At 72.1% G+C, this 22,944-nt stretch carries 10 protein-coding genes; 8 read left to right on the top strand and 2 right to left on the bottom strand.

Features of this window, described 5'->3' with window-relative positions; all coding sequences use genetic code 11:
* The first annotated feature begins 238 nt into the window (after positions 1-238).
* The 4 genes from C1701_RS00865 (at position 239) to C1701_RS00880 (ending at position 7,403) form a co-directional block, all read left to right on the top strand.
* On the top strand, positions 239-2,065 hold the full coding sequence (locus C1701_RS00865; protein WP_030107177.1) for an ABC transporter ATP-binding protein: 1,827 nt from the start codon (positions 239-241) through the stop codon (positions 2,063-2,065).
* Positions 2,062-3,807 (top strand): ABC transporter ATP-binding protein, encoded by a 1,746-nt coding sequence (locus tag C1701_RS00870; RefSeq protein ID WP_026420389.1) that lies wholly within the window; start codon positions 2,062-2,064, stop codon positions 3,805-3,807. Before C1701_RS00865 ends, C1701_RS00870 begins: the two co-directional genes overlap by 4 nt.
* Before the next feature lie 858 nt (positions 3,808-4,665).
* Positions 4,666-5,889: an acyl-CoA dehydrogenase family protein gene (locus tag C1701_RS00875; protein WP_051314328.1), complete on the top strand. Its 1,224-nt coding sequence runs from the start codon at positions 4,666-4,668 to the stop codon at positions 5,887-5,889.
* Positions 5,890-6,350: 461 nt separating this feature from the next.
* The gene (locus tag C1701_RS00880; protein ID WP_245588943.1) at positions 6,351-7,403 is read left to right on the top strand and encodes a methyltransferase; all 1,053 of its coding nucleotides are present in this window, start codon (positions 6,351-6,353) and stop codon (positions 7,401-7,403) included.
* Positions 7,404-7,521: 118 nt separating this feature from the next.
* Here the strand turns inward: C1701_RS00880 and C1701_RS00885 are convergent, their stop codons facing one another.
* Positions 7,522-9,093 (bottom strand): aspartate aminotransferase family protein, encoded by a 1,572-nt coding sequence (locus C1701_RS00885; protein ID WP_030107174.1) that lies wholly within the window; start codon positions 9,091-9,093, stop codon positions 7,522-7,524.
* 275 nt (positions 9,094-9,368) lie between these two features.
* Here C1701_RS00885 and C1701_RS00890 point away from each other — a divergent pair, with 275 nt between their 5' ends.
* The gene (locus C1701_RS00890) at positions 9,369-10,484 is read left to right on the top strand and encodes an FAD-dependent oxidoreductase (protein ID WP_337662049.1); all 1,116 of its coding nucleotides are present in this window, start codon (positions 9,369-9,371) and stop codon (positions 10,482-10,484) included.
* 359 nt (positions 10,485-10,843) lie between these two features.
* Here C1701_RS00890 and C1701_RS00895 read toward each other — a convergent pair whose 3' ends face one another.
* On the bottom strand, positions 10,844-12,796 hold the full coding sequence (locus C1701_RS00895; protein ID WP_103055331.1) for an AMP-binding protein: 1,953 nt from the start codon (positions 12,794-12,796) through the stop codon (positions 10,844-10,846).
* Positions 12,797-13,026: 230 nt separating this feature from the next.
* Between C1701_RS00895 and C1701_RS00900 the strand changes: the two genes are divergently transcribed.
* From C1701_RS00900 to C1701_RS00910, 3 genes are read left to right on the top strand one after another with little or no spacing between them, the layout of a single operon-like run.
* Complete coding sequence (locus tag C1701_RS00900) at positions 13,027-14,277, top strand: DegT/DnrJ/EryC1/StrS aminotransferase family protein (protein WP_030107170.1); 1,251 nt, start codon at positions 13,027-13,029, stop codon at positions 14,275-14,277.
* 28 nt (positions 14,278-14,305) lie between these two features.
* Positions 14,306-15,493: an FAD-dependent oxidoreductase gene (locus C1701_RS00905; protein WP_026420395.1), complete on the top strand. Its 1,188-nt coding sequence runs from the start codon at positions 14,306-14,308 to the stop codon at positions 15,491-15,493.
* Positions 15,490-22,944, top strand: coding sequence for a hybrid non-ribosomal peptide synthetase/type I polyketide synthase (locus tag C1701_RS00910; protein WP_103055332.1), 7,455 nt, complete (start codon positions 15,490-15,492; stop codon positions 22,942-22,944). Before C1701_RS00905 ends, C1701_RS00910 begins: the two co-directional genes overlap by 4 nt.

Genomic DNA, 22,944 nt, shown 5'->3' on the forward strand with positions numbered 1-22,944 from the left:
TCCCGTGGTTCGCCCGTTGGTGTGCACGGCCTCCGCCGGGGTACCCAACGCCCGGTCCGGCGGACGACCCTGGTTCAACCTTTCCGATTAGGTTAGCCTAGCCTTGAGTGGTGACTGACTGCCAGTCATTCCGTCGCCCCGGGGCCGGTCCCGGCGCCACACAGGCAGCCGACCAGGCACGCCGACCGCGCCCTGACCACGCGGCGACGCGACATGACCTCCACGACGAGGAAGGCTCATGACAACGACGGACACGACCACGGCGGAGCGCACCGCCCCACTCGACAACCCCCCACGCGGCCCCGCCGAGGAGGACAACCCCACCCTGGTCCGGGTCGGCGCGGCGGCTCGCCTCCTCCGGCCGGTCCGTCGCCACTTCATCACCTGCGGGGTGCTGTCCGCGCTCGCCGCCGCGGCGGGATTCCTCCCCTACCTGGCCATCGCCGAGATCGCCCGTGCGGTGCTCACCGCACCCAGCGCTGCTGCCGCCGCCCCCACGGTCTGGACCTGGGTCGCGATCGGTGGCCTGGGGGCGATGCTGCGCCTGGTGCTGCTGGGCTTCTCCTCCCACGTGGGCCACTACGCGGACGCCGAGATGCTCAGGGACATCCGGGTCCGGCTGGTGCGGCGGCTGGGGGTGATCCCCCTCGGCTGGTTCCGCTCGGCCGGCTCCGGCCAGGTGAAGAAGACCATGACCGACGACCTGGAGGAGATGCACCAGCTGATCGCGCACGCCCTCGGTGAGATCACCGCCGGGGCGACGGCGATCCTCGTCGGGTTCGGGTACCTGCTGTTCGTGGACTGGCGGATGGCGCTGATCACGCTGGCCGTCCCGGCGATGATGCTGCTCGCCTACCGCGTCTCGATGCGTTCGATGCCCGCCCACATGGCTCGGCTGCTCGCGGCCGAGGGGCGGATCAGCGCGGCCAGCGTCGAGTACGCCGACGGGATCAGCGTCGTGAAGGCCTTCGGCACCAACGGCCGACTGCTCGACCGGTTCGGCGCCGCCGTGCGGGAGCACACCGCGGCGATGCGCACCTGGGTCTCCGAGGTCCGGTACAGCTCGGCGTTGTGCCAGCTCTTCAACTCCGAGGTCACGGTCCTCGCGGTCGTCTTCGCGGCGGGGCTCGGTTTCGTCACGGCCGGGGAGCTCACCTTCGTCGACATCCTGCCGTTCCTGGTGGTGGGCGTGGGTCTGCCGACCTCCCTCACCCCGTTGATCCAGGGCAACCAGGGTCTGCGCAAGGCACGGATGGCGGCGGGGCGCATCGACGCCCTGCTCAACCGGGAGGCCCTGCCGGAGCCCGCCGAGCCCAGGACCCCGACCGGGCACGACATCGAGCTCGACCGGGTCACCTTCTCCTACGACGGGGCCACCAACGCGGTGGAGGACGTCAGCGTGCGCTGCCAGCCGGGCACCGTGACCGCGCTGGTCGGGCCGTCCGGCGCGGGCAAGACCACGCTGGCCAGCCTGCTCCCCCGGTTCTACGACGTGACCGGCGGAGCGATCCGCATCGGCGGGGTCGACGTCCGGGACATGTCCTCCGAGACCCTGCTGTCCTCGATGACGCTGGTCTTCCAGGACGTGGCGCTGCTGCGGGACACGGTGACGGAGAACATCAGGATCGGTCGTCCGGGCGCCTCCGACGAGCAGGTGCGCGAGGCGGCGCGGGCGGCCCAGATCCACGACGTGATCGAACGCCTCCCGCAGGGCTACGACACCGTGCTCGACGCGGTGGGTGGCGGGCTGTCCGGAGGTGAACGGCAGCGGCTGACCATCGCGCGCGCGATCCTGGCCGCCGCTCCGGTGGTGGTGTTGGACGAGGCCACCGCCGCCCTCGACCCGGACGGGGAGGCCGCCGTCCAGGACGCGCTGGCCACCCTGATCGCCGGTAAGACGGTGATCGTGATCGCCCACCGGCTGCACACCATCGCCAGCGCCGACCAGATCCTGGTCCTGGAGGGTGGTCGGGTCGCCGAGGTCGGGTCGCACCCCGTCCTCCTCGCCCGCAACGGCCTGTACGCGCGGATGTGGCGGGCCCAGCAGAACGGAGACACGGCATGATCCGCCACCTGTACCGCCTGTACCCGCATCCCGGGGTGCTGGTGCGGATGGGACTGCTGCACCTGGTCCTGGCGATCCTCCAGGGCGTGCTGCTCGGCATGTTGGTGCCGATCCTGCGGGCGCTGCTGCGTCCGGAACCGGATCTCGCCGCCGCCACGCCGTGGCTGGTCGCCGGGGCGGTGGGCGCCGCCGTGTACGGGGTGTTGAAGATGATCGCCACCCCGGTGGGCTTCGCCGCGAGCATGAGCCTGGCAGCCCAGCTGCGGCACCGCCTGATGCGGCACGCCGCGACCCTGCCGCTGGGCTGGTTCACCGGGGGGAACAAGGCGAAGCTGTCCCGCACGGTGACCACGTCGGCCGGCAACGTGGCCCAGCTGGCCTCCACGTTCGGACCACCGGCGATCACCGGCACCGTCGTGCCGGCGACGGTCGTGGTGGTGACCTTCTTCGTCGACTGGCGGTTGGCGCTGCTGTTCCTGGCGATCCTGCCGGTGGCCTTCCTCGCCCTGCGGCGCGCCGGGCGGATCACCGCCGAGGCGGACCGCGAGCTCGACGAGGCGGCCACGGAGATCGCGGGCCGGGCGATCGAGATGGGGCAGGCCCAGCCGGTGCTGCGGGCGGCCGGTCACGGCACCACCGGCACCGCCCGGATGCGGCACGCGCTGGACGAACACCGCACGCGGTACCGCAAGGGCCTGCGTCGTTCGCTGGTCCCCGACCTGACCTACACCGCCGTGGTGATGGTGGGGTTCGTCGCGGTGATGGTGCTGGGTGCGCAGTTCCTGCTCAGCGGCACCCTCCAGGTCGCCGACGCGGTCGCGTTGCTGGTGCTGGCGGTGCGGTTCCTGGAGCCGCTCGGCACCCTGACGGAGCTGCTGGGCACCCTGCACGCGATGGACAACTCCGTGACCCGGGTCGAGAACATCCTGTACACCCCGGCGTTGAAGCACCACCCGAAGCCGGTGCGCGAGTTGAAGGACGCGACGATCGAGTTCTCCGACGTCACCTACTCCTACGGAGGGACGCCGGCGTTGTCCGGGGTGTCCTTCCGGTGCCGGCCCGGCACGACCACCGCGCTGGTCGGGCCGTCCGGGTCGGGCAAGACCACGGTCACCCGGCTGATCGCCCGGTTCTTCGACGTCGACTCCGGCAGCGTGCGGGTCGGCGGCGTGGACGTCCGGGAACTCGACCACCAGGTGCTGCTCAGCGACGTGGCCATCGTGTTCCAGGACGTGTACCTGTTCGACACGACGATCGAGGAGAACCTGCGGATCGCCCAGCCGGACGCGACCCACGAGGAGCTGATGGCGGCGGCGCGGGCGGCCCGGCTCAACGAGGTCGTGGCCCGGTTGCCGCAGGGTTGGCAGACGAAGGTCGGGGAGGGGGGCGCCCAGCTGTCGGGAGGCGAGCGGCAGCGGGTGTCCATCGCCCGCGCGTTCCTCAAGAAGGCGCGGGTGGTGCTGCTCGACGAGGCCGGGTCGGCGCTGGACCCGGAGAACGAGGGCGCGATCAGCGAGGCGATCGCGAACCTGTCGCAGGACCCGAACCGGACGGTGATCGTGATCGCGCACCGGCCGGCGACGCTGGCCACCGCCGACCACGTGATCGCGCTGGACGGCGGCCGGGTCTCCGAGGCGGGGACCCCCAGCGAGCTGCGGGCGACCGGGGGCACCTTCGCCCGGTTGTACAACCAGTACGAGCACGCGCGGAGCTGGCACATCGGGGCGGCACCGGCCCCCTGATCCGCCACCGCCGACGTCCCGGCCGGGGAGGTCAGCCCGGCCGGGACGGGTCCGTCCCGTGCCCGCGCGATGCGCACCGGGTGGTACGCGGCGGATCTCCCCTCGGGTGTCCGGCGGATCGGTGCGCTCCGGCTCGCCCGGTGTGCCGGCTGGCGCGCGCCTGCGGGATGGGGCGGCTGGTGTTCGGGAAGGGCGACGCGTGAGCGCCATCCCCTTTCTCGGGCACTCCCGGGCCCGTGTGCGGGAAAGCGCGTCGCCGGGGCGAGTCGGTGGGCCAACAGGAAATGGCGGTCCTCGCCCCCGGCGGCGGGGTTCGACGGGCACCCATTCCGGATTTCGCGCGGATCTCACCCGAACTCTCGCGGAATACTCGATCCCGGGTCGTCACCGTGGGCGGGATGCGACGCGGAGGGCTCGCCTTTTCGGGTGCCGCCGCCCCCACTGTCGGCGGGCCGTGTCATGTTCGGGCCGGGGTCGGGTCAAGGGACCGCGCCCTCCTCCAAGGGGGGCGTGTCGGGGGATCACCGGGCACACCCGTGCCGGGCGAGGTGCCCACGGCCGGGCTGGCGACGTCCGGCGCCCGCAGGGCTTGGAGCGGGGGTAATCCCAGGTCAACGAATGACGATGGGGGGTGACCGGGATGGCTCCACTCGGACCGAGCGGATGCGGCCGTTCCGACCAGTGGTCGGGCCCGCTCGGGGGACGGCCGGCCGTCGAGGGGCCGGGCAGCCGATGGTGGTCTCCTCGCGCTGCCGATCGCTCCGCTGGCTGGCGGCACCGGTTCTACACCGAAGAGACGAGGTGTACACCTCCCGCACGTCTTGACAATTCGTTCCCATGATAAGTGAATAAGTAATCATGGATGAGGCTTACACTTACGAGCGCGGCGCCGACGTGATCTGGCCGGAGATTGACCACCTGATCCCGAAGTCCGTTTTCGCGGAACTGTCGGAGGAGGCGGAGGAAAACGACAGGAACGGACGGTTGTCGGATCGCAGTGTGGACATCCTGCGGTCCGCCGGGTATTTCGGCCTGCCGATTCCGACCGAGTTCGGTGGGAGTGGGGCCTCGTTGGCGGAGTGCTGTGCCGTGCAGCGGGCGGTGGGCGCGGCCGATCCGGCGCTGGCGGTCGGCGCGAACATGCACCTGTTCTCGCTGGGTTTCATGGTGGAGCACTGGCGTCGACACCAGGACGAGTCGGCCCAACTGCTCCGGGACGTGGCCCGGGACAACCTGGTGATCGGTTCGGCGTTCGCCGAACCGGGGCTGGGCGGCGCGCTCACCCGGTCCAACTGCCCGGCCCGCAGGGTGGGTGACAGCTGGATCGCCAACGGCGTGAAGGTGCCCTGCTCGCTGGCCGAGCGGAGCGACGTCCTGTGCCTCCAGGTGGTCGACGAGGCAGGCGGGCCGGAGAGCCTGGTCGTGGCGCTGTTGCCCACCAACAGCCCGGGGGTGTCGATCGACCGGACCTGGGACACCCTGGGGATGCGGGCGTCCGAGTCGGACGCGGTCCGGCTGACCGAGTGCGAGATCACCTCGGACATGGTGATCCACCGCAGCGAGCCGGGGTCGATGGGTGACGAGGTGTTCGCCGCGGGGCTCGGCTGGTTCTGCACCACGGCGACCGCGCTGTACCTGGGTGCGGTGTCCGCGTCGATCGACCAGGCCCGGGCCGCCCTGGCCAAGTCGCCGATCAGCCACCTGAGCGCGTCGAGGTCGGCGTTGCCGTCGTTCCAGGCCGCGCTCGGTGACATCTACGCGGAGGTGTTGCCGTTGGAGGCGGCCTGCGTGGGCCTGGCCCGCCAGCTGGACGAGGACAGGGTGGACCCTCGTACCCTGGCGCCGGCCCTGATGGCGCTCAAGCACCAGTCGGTGGAGATCGCCATCCGCGCGGTCGAGATGGCCTCCGAGCTGGTGGGGGTGGCCTCCTACTCGTCGAGCGGGACGGCGTCGCGCCTCATCCGGGACGTGCACGCGGTGCGCTTCCACCCACCGACGCGGTTCGTCACCCGGCAGGCGCTCGGGAGGTGGGCGCTGAACCTGCCGTGGAGCTTCGAACTGGCCGAGCGTCCGACCGACTAGTGGACCAGGCGGGTTTCCCCCGCCCCGTACGGGGCGGACGGTGATCGGGTCGCCGGCCGAGCCCGTGCCCCGGTGGCCGGGCCCGGGCACGCTCGCCCCGGCGGTGTGGTGGTCGAGCCGGTGCCGTGCGCCGGTGTGGCCCTCGCGCCAGGAACCCGCTCCCCCGGTCGTCCCCCCTCCGCCGTCCCGCTCGGGTGGGAGGCCGGCGCGTGGTGCGGCAGCACCCACCCGCCGGCGGTCACCCAGGCTGCCCTCGTCCCGTCCCTCCTACCGCACGGTCCTGCTCCCCCTGGCCCGGCCCGAGAACGCGGCGCGGGTCAGCGGGGAGCCGGAGGGCCGGCCGGCCGGTACGACCTCCGGAGCGCCCCGGTGTTCCCGGCGTTCGCGGCGGCTCGGATCCGGCCGTTGACGCGTTCCGGCTTTGCTCACCCCAACCGCTGAGAGAGGACACCATGTCGGAAATGACCGCCGCGGAGGTAGCGGCTCGTCGCAAGGTGATGCAGTGGCTGTTCGGCACGATGGCGACGCAGGTCGTGGGCGTGTCCGCCAGGTTGAACCTGGCCGAGGCCATCGGTGACGAGGAGGCACACGTCGACGACCTGGCCAAGGCCTACGACATCCCGGCGGAGCGGTTGAACAGGCTGCTGCGCGCGCTGGCCGCCCTGGGGCTCTGCGAGGAGCGGAGCCCGGGGAGTTTCGCGCTCAACGACGCCGGCTCCCTGCTGCGCCGGGACACGCCCCGGTCGCTGCACTACCTGGTGCTGCTGCTCACCGAGCCGGTCATGCAGGAGGCGTGGCTGAACCTGGGAACGAGCGTGCGAACCGGTCGGACGGCGTTCGAGGACCTCTTCGACGAGCCGGTGTTCCAGTACATGGCCAACAAGCCGGAGTTGTCGCAGTTGTTCAACGCGGCGATGAGCCAGCGCACCAGGTCCGACGGGGTGGCGGGGTCGCTGCCCGAGCACTACGACTTCGCCCGGTTCACCTCGCTGACCGACATCGGTGGCGGGGACGGCACCCTGCTCGCCGCGGTGCTCGCCGAGTTCCCCACGTTGAAGGGTGTCCTGTTCGACACCCCGCAGGGGGTGGCCGAGGCCAAGGCCACCCTCGACGGCGCCGGGTTGAGTGACCGCTGTGGCGTGGTGGGCGGTGACTTCTTCGACTCGGTCCCCTCGGGCTCCGACCTGTACATGATCAAGAGCGTGCTGCACAACTGGGATGACGAGCGGTGCGTCGAGATCCTCCGGCGTGTCAGGGCCGGCATCCCGCCGGAGGGCCGGTTGTTGATCATCGAGCCGGTTCTCCCCGAGGTCGTCAGCTCGGACACGGCCCGGATCGAGGCGGCCGAGGACCCGTACATGAGTGATCTGAACATGATGGTCCTCATCGGCGGCCGGGAACGGACCCGCACGGACTTCGAGAAGTTGTGCGGCGACTCCGGTTTCGCCGTCGAACGCGTCATCGACCTGCCGGCCGACGTGGACTTCAGCCTGGTGGAGGCCCGCCCGGTCTGACCGGTTCGCGACCCACCGCCGAGTACCGAGCACGCGGGGAGGTCGCACCGACACTCGGGCGGGGTTCACCGCCGTCCGGGGGCGGCACCGCGCACGGCGCCGCCCCCGGACGGGGTGGTCACGACAGCACCAGTCGGTCCCCGTCCTGGTCGCGCAGGGCGGTGAACAGCGAACGCAACGCCGTCTCCGTGCGGTCGATCTCCTCGTCGGTGATGTACAGGGAAGGCGAGAAGCGGAGGAAGCCGCTGCGCGGGCCGGCCGGCAACACCCGGATGTGGTGCTCGCGGAGCAGGAAGCCGGCGAGGACGTAGCCGAGGAACCCGTGGGCCGCCTTCTCCCGGATCGCCTGGGAGGTGGCGTTCGACTGGTCCCGCAGTTCCAGGGCCAGCATGAGCCCGGTCCCCCAGACCGCGCTGACCACGTCGGAGTGGTCGGCGCGCACCGACTCCAGCATGGCCTCCAACCGCTGCCCGCGCTCCCGCACCCGCTGGTAGACGCGCCCGCCGTCGGCTTCGACCATCTCCAGCACCTTGAGCGCGATGGAGGCGGAGAGACCGTCCTTGGCGAAGGTCGAGCTGTGGATGACCTCCATCGCCGGCAGGAAGCGGTCCTGGCGGATCAGGGCCACCGAGTTCTTGACGATCCCGCCCCCGATGGCCTTGGCCAGCGTGTAGTAGTCGCCTCGGATGCCCAGGAGCGCGCTGCCGAAGAACGCCCCGGTGCGACCGATGCCGGTCTGCACCTCGTCGACGACCAGCGGGCAGCCGAGGGTGTCGCGGAGCCGGTGGAGTTCCTCGGCCAGTTCCGGTGTCACCGTCTTCATCCCGGATCCCCCGCGCACGGGTTCGACGAAGATGGCGGCGACGACGGGGAAGTCCCGTTCGACGACCCGGACGGTGTCCTTGTCGAGGGACAGGGTGAGCACGCTCCGACGCTCGTCCTCGACGATCTTGCCGATGAGCTCCGGCTCGTCGGCGGGCAGGAAACGCGCCGGTGACGACAACGCGGTGAACGGGGTCCGCCAGGGTTCGTTCTGGGTGAGCTGGATGCTGCCGACGAGTTTGCCGTGGAAGGAGCCGTCCAGGGTGAGGAACAGCGGCCGTTCGGCGCGGCGTTCGTCGTTGTGGCGGTGGATCTCGGCGATGACGCCGTCGACGTCGCCCGCCCCGCCACCGACGAGGGGGAGGGAGGCGGTGTCCAGGGTGGCCGTTCCGGTGGTGAGGGCTTCCCTGGCGGTGTCGAGTTCGGCGTCGATCTCGGCGAACAGCGCGGTGATCCGCTCCTGCCGTTCGAGCTCCGCGTGCTTCATGCAGATCTCGTTGGCCTCGGCTCCGCTGTTGGCGAAGATGGCGTTGTAGCGGTCGTCACGGCCGGTCTCGCGCCGCATGATGTCGTTGAGGATGCGGCTGATCTGGTTGGCGCGGGGCTGTCGGGAGAGCTGGGCGTGGACGACGGTGCCGGCGTCCAGGGCGGCCTTGGCGTGGGCGATGATCTCGGGGTGGTTGTGCCCGAAGATGAGGGATCCGAAACCGCAGGCGTGGTCGAGGACCGGGACCTCCCTGCCCTCGTCGTCGAGGTAGTAGACCGTGTTCCCCTCGGCGCGGACGTACTCGACTCCGAGTCCCATGCTCGTCAGCCAGCCGTTCAGTACGGCGTCCGCGTAGACGGGCTCACCGGATGGATGGGTCATCACCAACCTCTTTCCTGTGCGGGGAACGTCCGTGCCGCCGACCGGTACCGGGAACGGCCGGCGCTGGGGTTCTCGGCATCGCGTCGCCCACCATGCCGGAACCGGCGGTGCGACGCGTGGGGGGACTGGTCACGTGACCATTCCCCGCCGTGCCGACCTCTTCATTAGAGTCGTTCTCCGCCACGGGTACAACGGGTCTACATCGCATGGCATAGAACGCGACTCCTACCACCGCCATATTGTTCCGCCATAATTTTCCCTGGAATAGTGGTACGGTGCGAAAATCAGCGGAAATCGCGGGCGCCGGCTTCGCGGGACTGACGGTCGCCACCGAACTCGCCCGTCTCGGGTGGCGGGTCCAGGTCCACGAATCCGCCGATCGGCCGCGCACCTTCGGCGCGGGGATCTTCCTCTGGGACAACGGCCTGCACGTCCTGCGGGAGCTCGGGGTCGTCGACCGGGTGCTGGCGGGCTGCCACGAGGCCGTGCTGTGGGAGGAGCGGACGGCCACCGGCGAGCGGATCGGCGTGCGCCCCCTGGCCGCGCGGGGCGGGCTGCGCCTGGTGACCCTGCCCCGCCACCGTCTCATGACGTCGCTGCTCTCGGCCGCGGGCGAGGCGGGAGTGCGGGTGCGGACGAGGTCCAGGGCGGTGGGCGCGGACCCCGACGGCGCGTTGCTGACCGCCGGTGGGCACCGGTGGGAGGCGGACCTGGTGGTGAGCGCCGAGGGCATCCGCTCCGCGCTGCGGGTCAGTCTGGGCGTGCCGACCGAGCACGTGGTGTTCTCCGCGGGAGCGTGCCGGTTGTTGGTGCCCTGGGGCCGGGTTCCGGGTGGTGGGGACATGTGGCGCCAGTACGTCAACTTCAGCGACTCCCGGTCCCGGCGGCGCGTGTTGTACGTGCCGTGCGGGAACGAGGTCGTGTACCTGCTGCTCGGGGCGGAGGAGACCGATCCGGCGTTGCGCCGACCGCTCGACCCGGGGCCGTGGTGCGCGACCTTCCCCCCGCTGCGGTCGCTGTTGTCCGAGCTGCCGCCGAGGCCTCGGTTCGACCGGTACGAGGCGCTGCGGCTCACCGCCTGGTCGGTGGGCCGGGTGGGTCTGGTCGGGGACGCGGCGCATGCCATGCCACCCACGCTGGGGCAGGGCGCGGGCACGGCGCTGTCGAACTCGCTGGCCCTGGCGCGTTCGGTGGACGGGTCGGGGGATGTCCAGGCGGGGTTGCGCTCGTGGGAGGCGGCGCAGCGGCCGATGGTGGACCTGACCCTGGAGGAGTCGGTGCGGGGTGTGTCGTACATGTACCCGGGGCCGGGGTCCCCTGGGCTGGACGGGTGGCCGGGGAGCGCGTTCGACATCGCCGCCCACCGGGTGCCACCGCGTCGCGGCGGGTGAACCGGCGGTGGTGGGGGGCGCTGGTCGCCCGGATCGCGCCGTCGCCGCGTGGCGAGCCGGGGATGGCCCGGCGTTTCGGGTGGCGCGATGGGTGGCCCGTGCCCCTCCCCCCTCGTCGTCCGGCGGTAGGGGACGGCGGTCGAGTTCCGTGGTGTCCCGCTCCGTCGGCGCGGTGGTCCGTCATCCCCGGGGGCCCGCGCCGCTCCCGCCCCGCCGGAGGTTCGGGGTCGGCACCGCCGGGCCAACCCCGACCGCGCCGCGGCCGACGGTCGACGGGGCGGCCGCTCGGTCGGCGGCGGGCAACCCGGTGGTCGCTGGCCACCCGGCGGGGTGCGGATGCGGGGTGGCCCTCCCCGCCGCTACCGGTCCTCGGCGGCGAGGGCGCGCAACCGCTTCTTGTCCACCTTGCCGATGCCCAGGTAGGGCAGCGCGTCGACGAACTCCAGGCGCTCCGGGAGCTTGTAGCGGGCCAGGCCGCGGTGGACGAGGTACCGGCGGACGTCGACGAGCGTGGGCGGGGTCCCGTCGGCCACCACGAAGAGGCACACCTCCTCCCCGTAGCGGGGGTGGGGGCCGGCGACGGCCGCCGCCGCCGCGATCGAGGGGTGCTCGGCCGCCATCAGTTCGAGTTCGACCGCCGAGATCTTCTCGCCGCCCCGGTTGATGACGTCCCGGTTGCGCCCCTCGACGATCAGGGAGCCGGAGGGGTGCACCCGGACCAGGTCCCCCGTCCGGTAGAAGCCGTCGGCGGTGAAGGTGCTCGCGTTGGACTCCTCGTCGCCGTAGTACCCGGCGACGGTGTAGGGGCCCCGGGTCAGCAGCGCGCCGAGTTCCCCCGGTGGCACCGGGTCGCCGGCGTCGTCGACGACCCGGATCTCGTCGGCCGGGGATGCCGGCCGGCCCTGGGTGTCGAACACGACCTCGTCGGTGTCGTCGAGGGCCGTGTAGCAGAGCAGTCCCTCACTCATGCCGTAGCACTGCTGGACCTGGCACCCGAGCACGGCGGGCACCTCCTCCACCTGGCCTCGGCGTGGGCGGGCGCCGCCCACCTGGAGGACACGCAGGCTCGACAGGTCGTGGGTGGTGGCGCGGCCCGCGTCGACCCACCGTTCGACCAGGGCGGGGACGAGGGTGGTGTGGGTGACCCGTTCCCGTTCGACGAGGGCGAAGGCCTGTTCCGGTTCGGTGCTGGCTCCCAGGACGACGCGTCCCCCGGCGGCGAGGGTGCCCAGCACCCCCGGGCAGCCCAGGACGAACCCGTGGGTGGCTGGCATGACGGCCAGGTACACCGACTCGGGTCCGACACCGGCCAGGGCGGGGGTGTGGCGCAGCTGGTAGCCGTAGGCCTCCTGGAGCCGGGGGATGACCTTGGGGGGTCCGGTGGTGCCGCTGGAGAGCAGGCACAACGCGGCCCGGTCGAGGTCGGGCGCGGGCTCGGCGGTGTCCTGGACCGCCGGTCCCCCGGCGCCGTCCTCGGCGGGGGCGCACAGCGCGGCCAGGTCGACGCAGGAGGGGTCGGGCTCTCCGCCGAGCAACACGGTGCCCAGGCAGGCGTGTTCCTCCCGCAGCCGCTGGGCCATGGCGAGGTGGTCGAACCGCGCGTGCCGGCGGGGGACCGCGATGGCCACCGGGCGGGCCGTGCGGACGACGTGGTCGAGTTCGTAGTGCCGGAGGGCGATCGGCGTCATGATCGGGGTGGCGCCGATGCGGGACAGCGCGAGCGCCAGCACGACGAGTTCGGGCTCGTTGGGCAGTTGCACGACGACCATGTCGCCCGCGCGCACCCCGAGCGCGGTCAGCCGTGCCGCGGTCGCGCTCACCGCCGAGCGGAGCTCGCCGCGGGTCAGCCGGCGTTCGCCGGCGACGAGGGCGACCTGGTCGGCTTCGGCGGGGGCGTCGTCGAGCACGATCTGGTCGACGCGGCGGGGGATCCAGTAGCCGGCCGACCGGTACTCGGCCGCCCGCGCCGGTGAGATGCGCACCAGCCCGTCCTCGCCGGTTCGGGAAGCGTCCCCGCCGGGGGCCGCGGTGTCGGTGGCCGGGGCCCCACCGCCGTTGACCGCGGGGGCGGCGTGCTCGTCCCCGGCCGCGGGGGTGGCGCCGGCGGCCTCGATGCGCGCGCTGAGCTCACCCAGGGTGTAGTCGTGTGCGTCCCACAGGTCGACCACGATGCCGTAGTCACGGCCGAGCCGGGCCTCCAGTTCCACGGTCTCGGTGGAATCGAGCGCGAGGTGAGCGCGCAACCGCAGGTCGGGCGCGATCTCCTGCTCCTCGACACCGAGTTCGGTCAGAATCCTTCGCAGTTCTTCCACGACGTCGCCCTCACCGCGCAGCAGGAATTGTCCGACACCTGATCAAGGTATTGCCGACGGCGCTCCGGAGAAATCCGACTCTGGTCGTAGAACCTTCAGTACCGAACGGCCAGTAGCCATACCAGGCACGGGCCCGGAGGATCGAAATCGCGGGCCCAGGTGAATTGACCGACCGCGTGTGCGGAACGCGGCGACGGCGGTTCCCGGAACTACGGAGAAGTGACGGCGGTATGCCAGCAGACCGGTACATGGTTCCCTATCCTTCGCGCGGCACGGTGCTCGGCGACACGGAGCTCGGTGCCGTGAGCGAGGCGCTGCGGTCAGACCAGACTCTGTCCGCGGGTGGTTATCGCGAGGCCTTCGAGCGGCGGTTCGCCGATCTGGTGGGCAGTCGGCACGCGGTGTCGGTCACCAGCGGCACGGTGGCGGTGCAACTCGGCATCGCGCTGCTCGGCCTGCGCCCCGGGGACGAGGTGATCGCGACCCCCCAGACGTACAAGGCCACGGTGCAACCCCTGTTGGACGCGCCGGTGACGGTGCGGTTCTGCGACGTGGACCCGCACACCCTCAACGCCGACCCCCGGAGCGTCGAGGCGTTGATCACCGACCGGACCCGGGCGATCCTGCTGGTGCACTACGGCGGGCTGGTCGCGGACATGAACGAGATCATGCGCATCGCCCGCGCGCACGACCTCCTGGTGCTGGAGGACTGCGCGCACGCGCTGGGCAGCGTCTACCACGGGCGGCGGCCCGGGACGCTCGCCGACATCGGGTGCTTCAGCTTCCACTCCAGCAAGAACATCACCACCCTCGGCGAGGGCGGCATGGTGACGGTCAACCGGGACGACTGGGCGGAGCGGCTGGACCTGATGCGCTCCAACGAGTCCGACAGCGTGTACGCCGACGCCCCCAGGCTCATCGGCGACCGCAAGCGGGCCTCGGCGTGGATGTTGCACCCCGGCAACGCCTTCACCCATGACTGCGTGGAGATCCGGCACCCGGGGACGAACGCGACGTTGTGCGAACCGGGCGCGGCCATGGGCCTGGCCCAGTTGGACCGGCTGGACCGGCTGATCTCCCGGAGGCGGGCGATCGCGGCGAAGATCAACGCCGTGCTGGAACGCTACTCGTTCGCACGCCCCGTCCAGGAGCCACCCGGTGTGGTGAGCGCCTACCACCTCTACACGTTCCTGCTGGAGACCGAGGACGGCCAGGCGCGCGACGCCGTGGTCGACAGCCTCGACCAGCGGGGGGTCGAGATGCGGCTGCGGTACTTCCCGCTGCACCTGCTGCCCGAGTGGCGAGCCAGGGGGCACGAGCTGGGTGAGTGCCCGGTCGTCGAACGCCTGTGGTTCGAACGGCAGATCAACCTGCCCTGCCAGCCGAGTCTCTCCGACGCGCAGGTCTCCCACCTGCTGGAGGTGCTGGACCGGACGTTGGCCGAGGCGGAGAACGGCATCCGCGCGTTGGCGCGGACTTGACGCCCACCGGGCAGGAAGGCGCTGAGCAGTGAGTGAGCAGACCGAGTACGACGTCGTCGTGATCGGGGGTGGCCCCGTGGGGCTGTCCTGCGGCTGGCAGGCCGCGGCACGGGGCAGCCGCACCCTGGTACTGGACCGCGTCGGGTTCTTCAACGAACGGTTGGGGACCAGCGGGGCGGAGCGGCACTGGCGGCTCCAGTACACCCAGGAGGACCTGTTCCAGCTGACGCTGGCCGCGCTGCCGCAGTGGCGCCGGTTGGAGGACCTCGCCGAGCGGACGCTGATCCACGAGATCGGCAGCCTGTGGTTCGGCGATGTCGAGGTCGAGACCAACGAGGGTCAGATCGCGGGCACCGCCCGCATGATGGACAAGCTCGGCGTGGGCTACGACTGGCTGACCGCCCGCGAGATCGAGAGCCGGTTCGGGTTCACCAACCTGCCGGACCACTTCGCGGGCTTCCTCCAGCCCCAGGGCGGCACGATCGACGTGCGGGGCACCATCGCGGCGCTCTACGGCCTGGCGCAGGAGGAGGGCTGCGACCTGCGTGGCGGGGAGCGGGTGCTGGAACTCGTCCCGGACGCCGACGGGGTGAGCCTGCGCACCGACCGGGGCCGCTACCGCGCGTCGAAGGTGGTGTTGGCCAACGGGGCCCACGCCAACGACCTCCTCGCGCCGCTGGGCGCGTCGATCGACATCCGGCTGTACGAGATGGCGCTGGTGACGATGCGGCGCCGCTCGGAGGACGTGGACTTCCCGTTCTGGTTCGTCTTCCAGGAACCCACTCCCGAGGACACGAACCTGTTCTACGGGTTCGGCCGGAACCCGTGGTCGCCCAGCGAACTGGTCCGGCTGGGACCGGTGTTCGAGGTCGACGCGCTGGAGCACGCCGACCTGGCCACCAACACGCCCAACCCCCGGCACATCAGCCGCATCGGTGAGTTCATCGGCCGGCACCTGCCGGCGCTCGACCCGGAACCGGTGCGCACCGGCACCTGCCTGGCGGTGCTGCCCGGCGACCCGCGTCGCCAGTTCTTCCTCGGCACCGCGCAGGGCCTGGTCGACCACGGCGAGCACCTGGTGCTCTACAGCGCCGGCTGGGGCTTCAAGTTCGTGCCCCTGCTGGGCCAGATCTGCGTCGACCTCGCGTTGGACGGCCGGACCGCGCACGACATCTCCCGTCTCAGCCCCACAGCCCCCCAGGAGGAGTCCCAGTGACCGGTCATGACACCGTCGAGTCGTCCGCGGGGAGCGTCGCCGTCGTCGGCATGGCGGGCCGGTTCCCCGGAGCGCCGGACCTCGACGCCTTCTGGCGCAACCTGCGCGGGGGTGTGGAGTCGGTCGCCCCGCTCAGCGACGAGGAGCTGTTGGCCGAGGGCGTGCCCCGCGAGGTGTTCTCCCGCCCCGAGTACGTCCGGGCCGCCTCGGTGTTGGACGGGGTGGACCTGTTCGACGCGTCGTTCTTCAACGTCAACGCGCGGGAGGCGGCGCTGCTCGACCCCCAGCAGCGGTTGTTCCTGGAGACGGTGTGGCACGCGTTGGAGAACGCCGGCCGTGGCCCCGGGACCGACAGCGACGTCGGGGTGTTCGGCGGGGCGGGCATGTCGGCGTACCTGATGTCGAACCTGCTGGGTGGCAGCAGGATCGTGATGAGCCCGACGGTCTTCGAGCTCCAGATCCACAACGACAAGGACTACCTGGCCAGCCGGACGGCGTACCTGCTCGGGCTGAACGGGCCGGCCGTGTCGGTGCAGACCGCCTGTTCCAGCTCGCTGGTGGCGGTGCACCAGGCGGTGCGGGCCCTGGTGAGCGGGGACTGCGGTACCGCGGTGGCCGGTGGTGTCTGCGTCCGGGTGCCGCACAAGGTCGGCTACCTCTACGAGGAGGGGTTGATCTACTCGCCCGACGGGCACTGCCGTCCCTTCGACGCCGACGCCAGGGGCACCGTGTTCGGCAACGGTGTCGGCGCGGTGGTGCTGCGCCGGTTGGAGGACGCGCTCGCCGACGGTGACGACGTGCTGGCCGTGATCCGGGCGACGGCGGTCAACAACGACGGCAACGACAAGGTCGGCTACACGGCGCCGTCGGTGGCCGGGCAGCAGCGGTTGATCGCCAGTGCCCTGGCCGCCAGCCAGGTGGAGGCGCACACGATCACCGCGATGGAGGCGCACGGCACCGGCACCCAGGTGGGCGACCCCATCGAGATCAGCGCGTTGAGCCGGGCGTTCGGCGAGCACACCACCAAGACCGGGTTCTGCGCGTTGGGGTCGGTGAAGGCGAACATCGGCCACCTGGAGTCGGCGGCGGGTGTCGCGAGCCTGATCAAGGCGGTGCTCCAGCTGCGGCACCGGGAACTGGTCGGGGACCCGCACTTCCGCAGCCCCAACCCCCGGATCGACTTCGGGCAGACCCCGTTCTTCGTGAACACCGAGCTGAGCGAGTGGCGCAACGGCACGCACCCCCGTCGGATCGGGGTCAGTTCCTTCGGCATCGGCGGCACCAACGCGCACGCCATCCTGGAGGAGGCGCCGGCGCGCCGTCCCTCACCGGAGCCGGTGCGGCGCCCGCAGGTCGTGCTGCTGTCCGCGAAGTCGCCGCAGGCCCTGGACCAGGCCACCGCCGACCTCGCCGACCACCTCGACGCCGAGCGGGACACCGCCGACGCGGCCCGGCTCGCCGACGTGGCCTCCACGACCCGCCTGGGTCGGGGCTCCCTGCGGTTCCGGCGGGCGCTGGTGGCCGACGAGGTGGGCACCGCCGTGGACCTGCTGCGCGGGTCGGACCCGTCGCGGGTGGCCAGCGCGGTGGCCCGCCCGGCCGCGCCCAAGGTGGTCTTCCTCTTCCCCGGGCAGGGGACCCAGCACCCGGGGATGGGTCGTGGCCTGTACGAGGCGGAGCCGGTGTTCCGGGCCGCCGTGGACGAGTGCGCCGAGATCCTGCTGCCGTTGTTGGACCTCGACGTGCGCACCGCGCTCTATGAGGCGGAGGAGGGTGACGAGGCGGCGGCCACGGCCGTGGAGCAGACGGGCCTGGCCCAGCCGGCGTTGTTCGTCACCGAGTACGCCCTGGCCCGGCAGTTGCTGAGCTGGGGTGTCACGCCGGACGCGATGGTGGGGCACAGCCTCGGCGAGTTCGTCGCGGCCTGCCTGGCCGGGGTGATGGACCTCGGCGACGCGCTGCGGCTGGTCGCCTCGCGTGGACGGTTGATGCAGGACCTGCCCGGTGGGGACATGCTCTCCGTCGGGCTGCCCGAGGAGGAGCTGCGGGAGCTGCTGCCGGCCGAGCTGTCGGTCGCCGCCGTCAACGGACCGGCGCTGTGCGTGGTGTCCGGGCCCAGCGAGGCGGTCGCGGAGTTCCGGGAGTCCCTGGAGGGCCGGGAGGTCAGCACCCGGCTGCTGCGGACCTCGCACGCCTTCCACTCGGCGATGGTCGACCCGGTGGTGCCGACCTTCACCGACCAGGTGCGGGAGGTGTCGCTGCGGGCGCCGGAGCTGCCGATCCGGTCCACGGTGACCGGTGGGTGGCTGGAGGCCGAGGGCGCCACCGACCACGGCTACTGGGGCACGCACATGCGGGAGCCGGTGCGTTTCGGCCAGGCGGTGCGGGAGGCGGTGGCCGACCTCGGGCAGTGCGTCCTCGTCGAGGTCGGACCGGGCAACACGCTGGGCACCCTGGCCCGGCAGGCTGTCGACTCGGCGGCGACGGTGTCCGTCGTCAGCGGGATGCGCCGCGCCGACCAGGACGGGCCGGACGTGGAGGTGTTGCTGTCGGCGCTGGCCGGGCTGTGGCTCGCCGGGGTCGAGGTGGACTGGACGCGGTCGGAGCCTGGGCGGGCGCGGGTCGCGCTGCCCGGCTACCCGTTCCAGCGGCAGCGCTACTGGGTGGAACCGCGGGGCGGGGGCGCGAGCGGGGAGCTGGTCATCGACACCCCCACCGGGGGTGAGGACGCCGAGGGCGAGGCCACCGCCGGTGGTCGGCCGGCGCACCTGCTCACCACCTACGTGGCACCCCGGGACGACGCCGAGCGGACCCTGGTGGAGCTGTGGGAGGAGTTCTTCGGTTTCTCCCCGATCGGCGTGCACGACAACTTCTTCGAACTCGGCGGGCACTCGCTGTTGGCCACGCAGATCCTCAACCGGCTGGGGTCGCGGCTGGGCCACTCGGTGGCCCCGAGCCAGCTGCTGTCCCGGCCGAGCGTGGCCGGGCTCGCCGAGCTGCTGGCCGAGCAGGAGGACAGCGACGCGCCGGCGCTGAAGCTCCCGGTGCTGGTGCCCGACCCCGAGCGCCGGCACCAGCCGTTCCCGCTGAACGAGATGCAGCAGGCGCAGTGGATCGGCCGGCTCGGCAGCTTCGACATGGGCGGGGTGGCGCCGCACCTGTACCTGGAGTTCGACAGCGACACCCTCGACGCGGCGCGGTTGCAACGGGCCTGGCAGCAGGTGGTGCGCCGCCACGAGATGCTGCGCATCGTCGTGTTGGCCGACGGCCGGCAGCGCATCCTCGACAACGTTCCCGACTACGAGTTCGAGGAACTGGACCTGCGGGGCGTGGACCCGGAGGAGGCGCGCGCGCTGCTGGCCGAGGTGTCCGACCGGATGTCCACCGAGGTCCGGCCCGCCGACACCTGGCCGTTGTGGGAGGTGCGGGTGTCGAGGCTGGGTGACGGGCGGCTGCGCACCCACATCAGCTTCGACCTGTTGTGCGCCGACGTGGCCAGCTTCTTCTACCAGATCCTGCCGTCGTGGCGGGAGTTCCACGAGAACCCGGAGCTGCCCTCGGAGCCCCCGGAGCTGTCCTTCCGGGACTACGTGTTGGCGGAGGAGGCCCTGCACGACTCGCCGCTGTACGAGCGGTCCCTGGAGTACTGGCGGGAACGGGTGGCGCAGTTGCCGCCCGCGCCGGAGCTGCCCACCGTGGTCGCGCCCGGCGAGCTGGTCACGCCGGAGTTCGTGCGCCGGCACGGCAGCCTGGACCCCCGGGTGTGGGCGGGCATCAAGGAACGCGCCGGTGAGCACGGCGTCACCCCCTCCAGCGTGCTGTTGGCCGCCTACGCGGCCGCGGTGGGCCGGTGGAGCAAGAGCCAGCACTTCACGTTGAACTTCACCGCGGTCAACCGGCTGCCGTTCCACCCGGACGTCGACACCACGGTCGGGGAGTTCGCCTCCTTCGAGCTGCTGGAGGTGGACGTCCGCGAGCTGGACACCTTCGCCGAACTGGTGACGCAGGTGCAGCGGCGCAGCTGGGAGGACTTCGAACACCGCTACGTCAGCGGGGTGCGCATCCTGCGGGAGCTGAACCGGCTGCGGCGGGACACCACCGGTGGGCTGATGCCGATCGTGTTCACCAGCGCGCTGTCCACCGAGACCGACCCGGCGTCGGTGCCCTCCCCGTTGGACTGGCTGGGCGAGCAGGCCGGCTTCATCTCCCAGACCCCGCAGGTCACCATCGACCACTTCGTGTTGGAGTTGGGTGGTCGCCTGGAGCTGGCCTGGCACGCCGTCGACGAGCTGTTCCCCGACGGGATGATGGCCGAGATGTTCGAGGCCTACCAGGAACTGCTGGTGAGCCTCGCGACCCGGGAGGGGTGGGACCGGCCGCCGCTGGTCGCGCTGCCCGAGGAGCAGCTGCGGGCCAGGGTCCAGGCCAACGACACCTCCGGGCCCGTCCCCGAGGGGCTGCTCGCCGACCGGGTGTTGGCCGCCGGCCGCGACCCGGTGACCGCCGGGCGGCCCGCGGTGGTGGCCGGCGACCGGGTGCTCACCCACGCCGAGCTCGCCGCCCGCGCCGGGGACCTCGCCGGACGGCTCGTCGAGGCGGGCCACGGCAGGGGCAGCGTGGTGGGCGTCGGCCTGAGCAAGGGGTGGCGGCAGGTCGTCGCCGCGGTCGGTGCCTCCGCCGCCGGGTGCACCTACGTGCCGGTCGACCCGGAGCTCCCGGAGTCGCGGCGGCGCTGGCTCGTCGAACACGCGGGCGTCCAGTGCCTGCTGGTGGACGGCGCGGGCGGCATCGAGTGGCCCGAGGGCGTCCCGACGCTGGTGGTCCCCGACGGGTCCACCGCCCCGCCCGCCGAGGCCGCCGACTGGCGGTGCCTCGGAGACCCGGGCGACATCGCCTACGTCATCTACACCTCGGGATCGACGGGCACGCCGAAGGGGGTGGCCGTCACCCACACCGCGGCGTTGAACACGCTGGTGGACGTCCAGGAACGGTTCGGGCTGACCGAAACCGACGCGGTGTTGGGCCTGTCCTCGCTGAGCTTCGACCTGTCCGTCTTCGACGTCTTCGGGATCCTCGGCGCGGGGGCGGCCCTGGTGCTGCCGGAACCGGAGGCGCGGCGGGACCCGGCGCGGTGGGTGGACCTGCTCCGCGAACACCACGTGACGGTGTGGAACTCGGTGCCAGCGCTGTTCGAGATGCTGGTGACCTACCTGGAGAACGGGCGGGAGGAGGACACCGGGGTCGCGCTGCGACTGGCGATGCTCAGCGGCGACTGGATCCCGGTGAGCCTGCCGGACCGGGCCCGGGCCCAGGCACGGGACCTGCGGGTGGTCAGCCTCGGTGGTGCCACGGAGGCGGCGATCTGGTCGATCCACTTCCCCGTCGAGGAGGTTCCTCGGGAGTGGACCTCGATCCCCTACGGCTACCCGCTGCGCAACCAGTCCTTCCACGTGCTCAACGACCGGATGGAACCGGCTCCGGTGTGGACGGCCGGGCACCTGCACATCGGCGGCGTGGGCCTGGCGTCCTGCTACTGGAACGACGAGCAGCGCACCGCCGAGTCGTTCGTCACCCACCCCACCACCGGTGAACGGCTCTACCGCACCGGTGACCTGGGCCGGTACCTGCCGGGCGGGGTGATCGAGTTCCTGGGCCGGGAGGACTTCCAGGTCAAGATCGGCGGGTTCCGGGTGGAGCTCGGCGAGGTGGAACACGCGATCGAACGGCACCCGAAGGTCGCCAACGCGGTGGCGGCGGCACTGGGCTCCCGCACGCAGCAGCGGCTGGTGGCCTACGTGGTGCCGGCCGAACCCGCGGAGGACCTCATCGAGTCGGTTCGGGAACACCTGGCGGGGACGGTCCCCAACTACCTGGTGCCGGCCGACATCGTGGTCCTCGACGAACTCCCGCTCAGCGCCAACGGCAAGGTCGACCGGGCGGCGCTTCCCGCGCCGGACCGCGTCGGGCACGCCGGCGGCGGCGACGGGATCGTCGACGAACGGCTCGCCGACACCCTGGAGCGGCTGCTCGCCCTGGCCGCGGAGAGCCTGTCGGTGGAGGCGGCCGGCGCCGAGGACAACTTCTTCTCCCTCGGCGGCGACTCGATCATGGGTATCCAGTTCGTCAGCCGTGCCGCCGCGGAGGGACTCCAGGTCGGCCCGCAGGACCTCTTCGAGAGCGACACCTTCCTCGACCTGGCCCGCAGGGTCACCGCCACCTCCGAGCAGGAGGCCGACGGGACGGTCGCGCCGTTCACCCCGCACCAGGCGGCCCTGGTCGCCGAGGGGGCCGTGGACTGGATCACGGTCGAGGCGGCCGCCTCCGACCTCGACCCGGCGTTGGCCGAACGCGCGCTGCGGGAGATCGCCGACCGGCACCCCGCGCTGCGACTGCGGTCGGGGACCCGGGACGACGGGACGCCAGGGCAGTACGACGGCGGATCCCCGGGGGACGGCCTGTTCTCCGAGATCGACCTCAGCGGTCTGGCCGAGGACGCCCGGGACGACGCGCTCGCCGAGATCGTCGCGGAGATGTCGGAGGAGGTGGGCCTGGCGGAACGGGAACCGGTGAAGTTGGCCGTGGTCCGCGCCGGCGCCGACGACGTGCGGCTGCTGTGGTTGGCGGCCGGTGCCGCCCTGGACGACACGTCGTGGCGGCTGCTGTTGGCCGAGTTCGGCCGGGCCTACCAGCAACTGGCCGAGCGGGGTTCCATCGACTGGACCGGGATGCCGGAGAGCGTCCTGGGCTGGGTCGCCACCCAGGAGGGCGCGGCACCGCCCCCCTCGGTGGAGACGGTGGCCTTCACCGGGGAACTGCGCACCGTGCTGGACGCGGACGTGACCACCGCGTTCGCCGAGGCCACGTTCGGCGCCTACCACCTGGAGCTGGGTGAGGCGGTCGCCGCGGCGCTGACCGTGGCCGCTCGGGCCTGGCCTGGGCGGGAACCGGCGGTGACGGTGGAACGGTCGCTGCGGACCGCGACGACCGACGAGGCGCTGGGCCGGTTCACCGAGATGACCACGCTGGACGTGGCGGCCGAGGCCGTCGCCGACACCCTGACCGGGGTGAAGCGGGCCTACCGGGACGTGGTCCGGCCGGCGCCGGCCCACCCGCGCGTGCACCTGCGGGACGTGCGGTCCGGTGACTGGCGTCCCACCGCCGGGCCACTGTCCCCGGCCGGGTTGTCCTCACCCGTGTCCACCGCGACCACTCCCGAAGTGCTCGCCGAGGTCGGCGCCGCGGTCGTCGGAGGGGAGCTGGTGCTGCGGTGGCGGCACACCACCGACGCGGCCGAGGCCACCGCGCTCGCCGAGGCGTTCACCGAGGCGGTCGAGACCATCACCGAGCACTGCCGGCAGGCGGGTTCCGGTAGCTACGAGCCGTCGGACTTCCCCCTGGCCGGTGTCGACCCCGACGAGCTCAGCGCCCTGCTGTCCACCCTTGAGAAGTAA

The organism is Actinoalloteichus sp. AHMU CJ021 (assembly GCF_002895405.1).
In the GTDB taxonomy this organism is placed as follows: Bacteria; Actinomycetota; Actinomycetes; order Mycobacteriales; family Pseudonocardiaceae; genus Actinoalloteichus_B; species Actinoalloteichus_B caeruleus.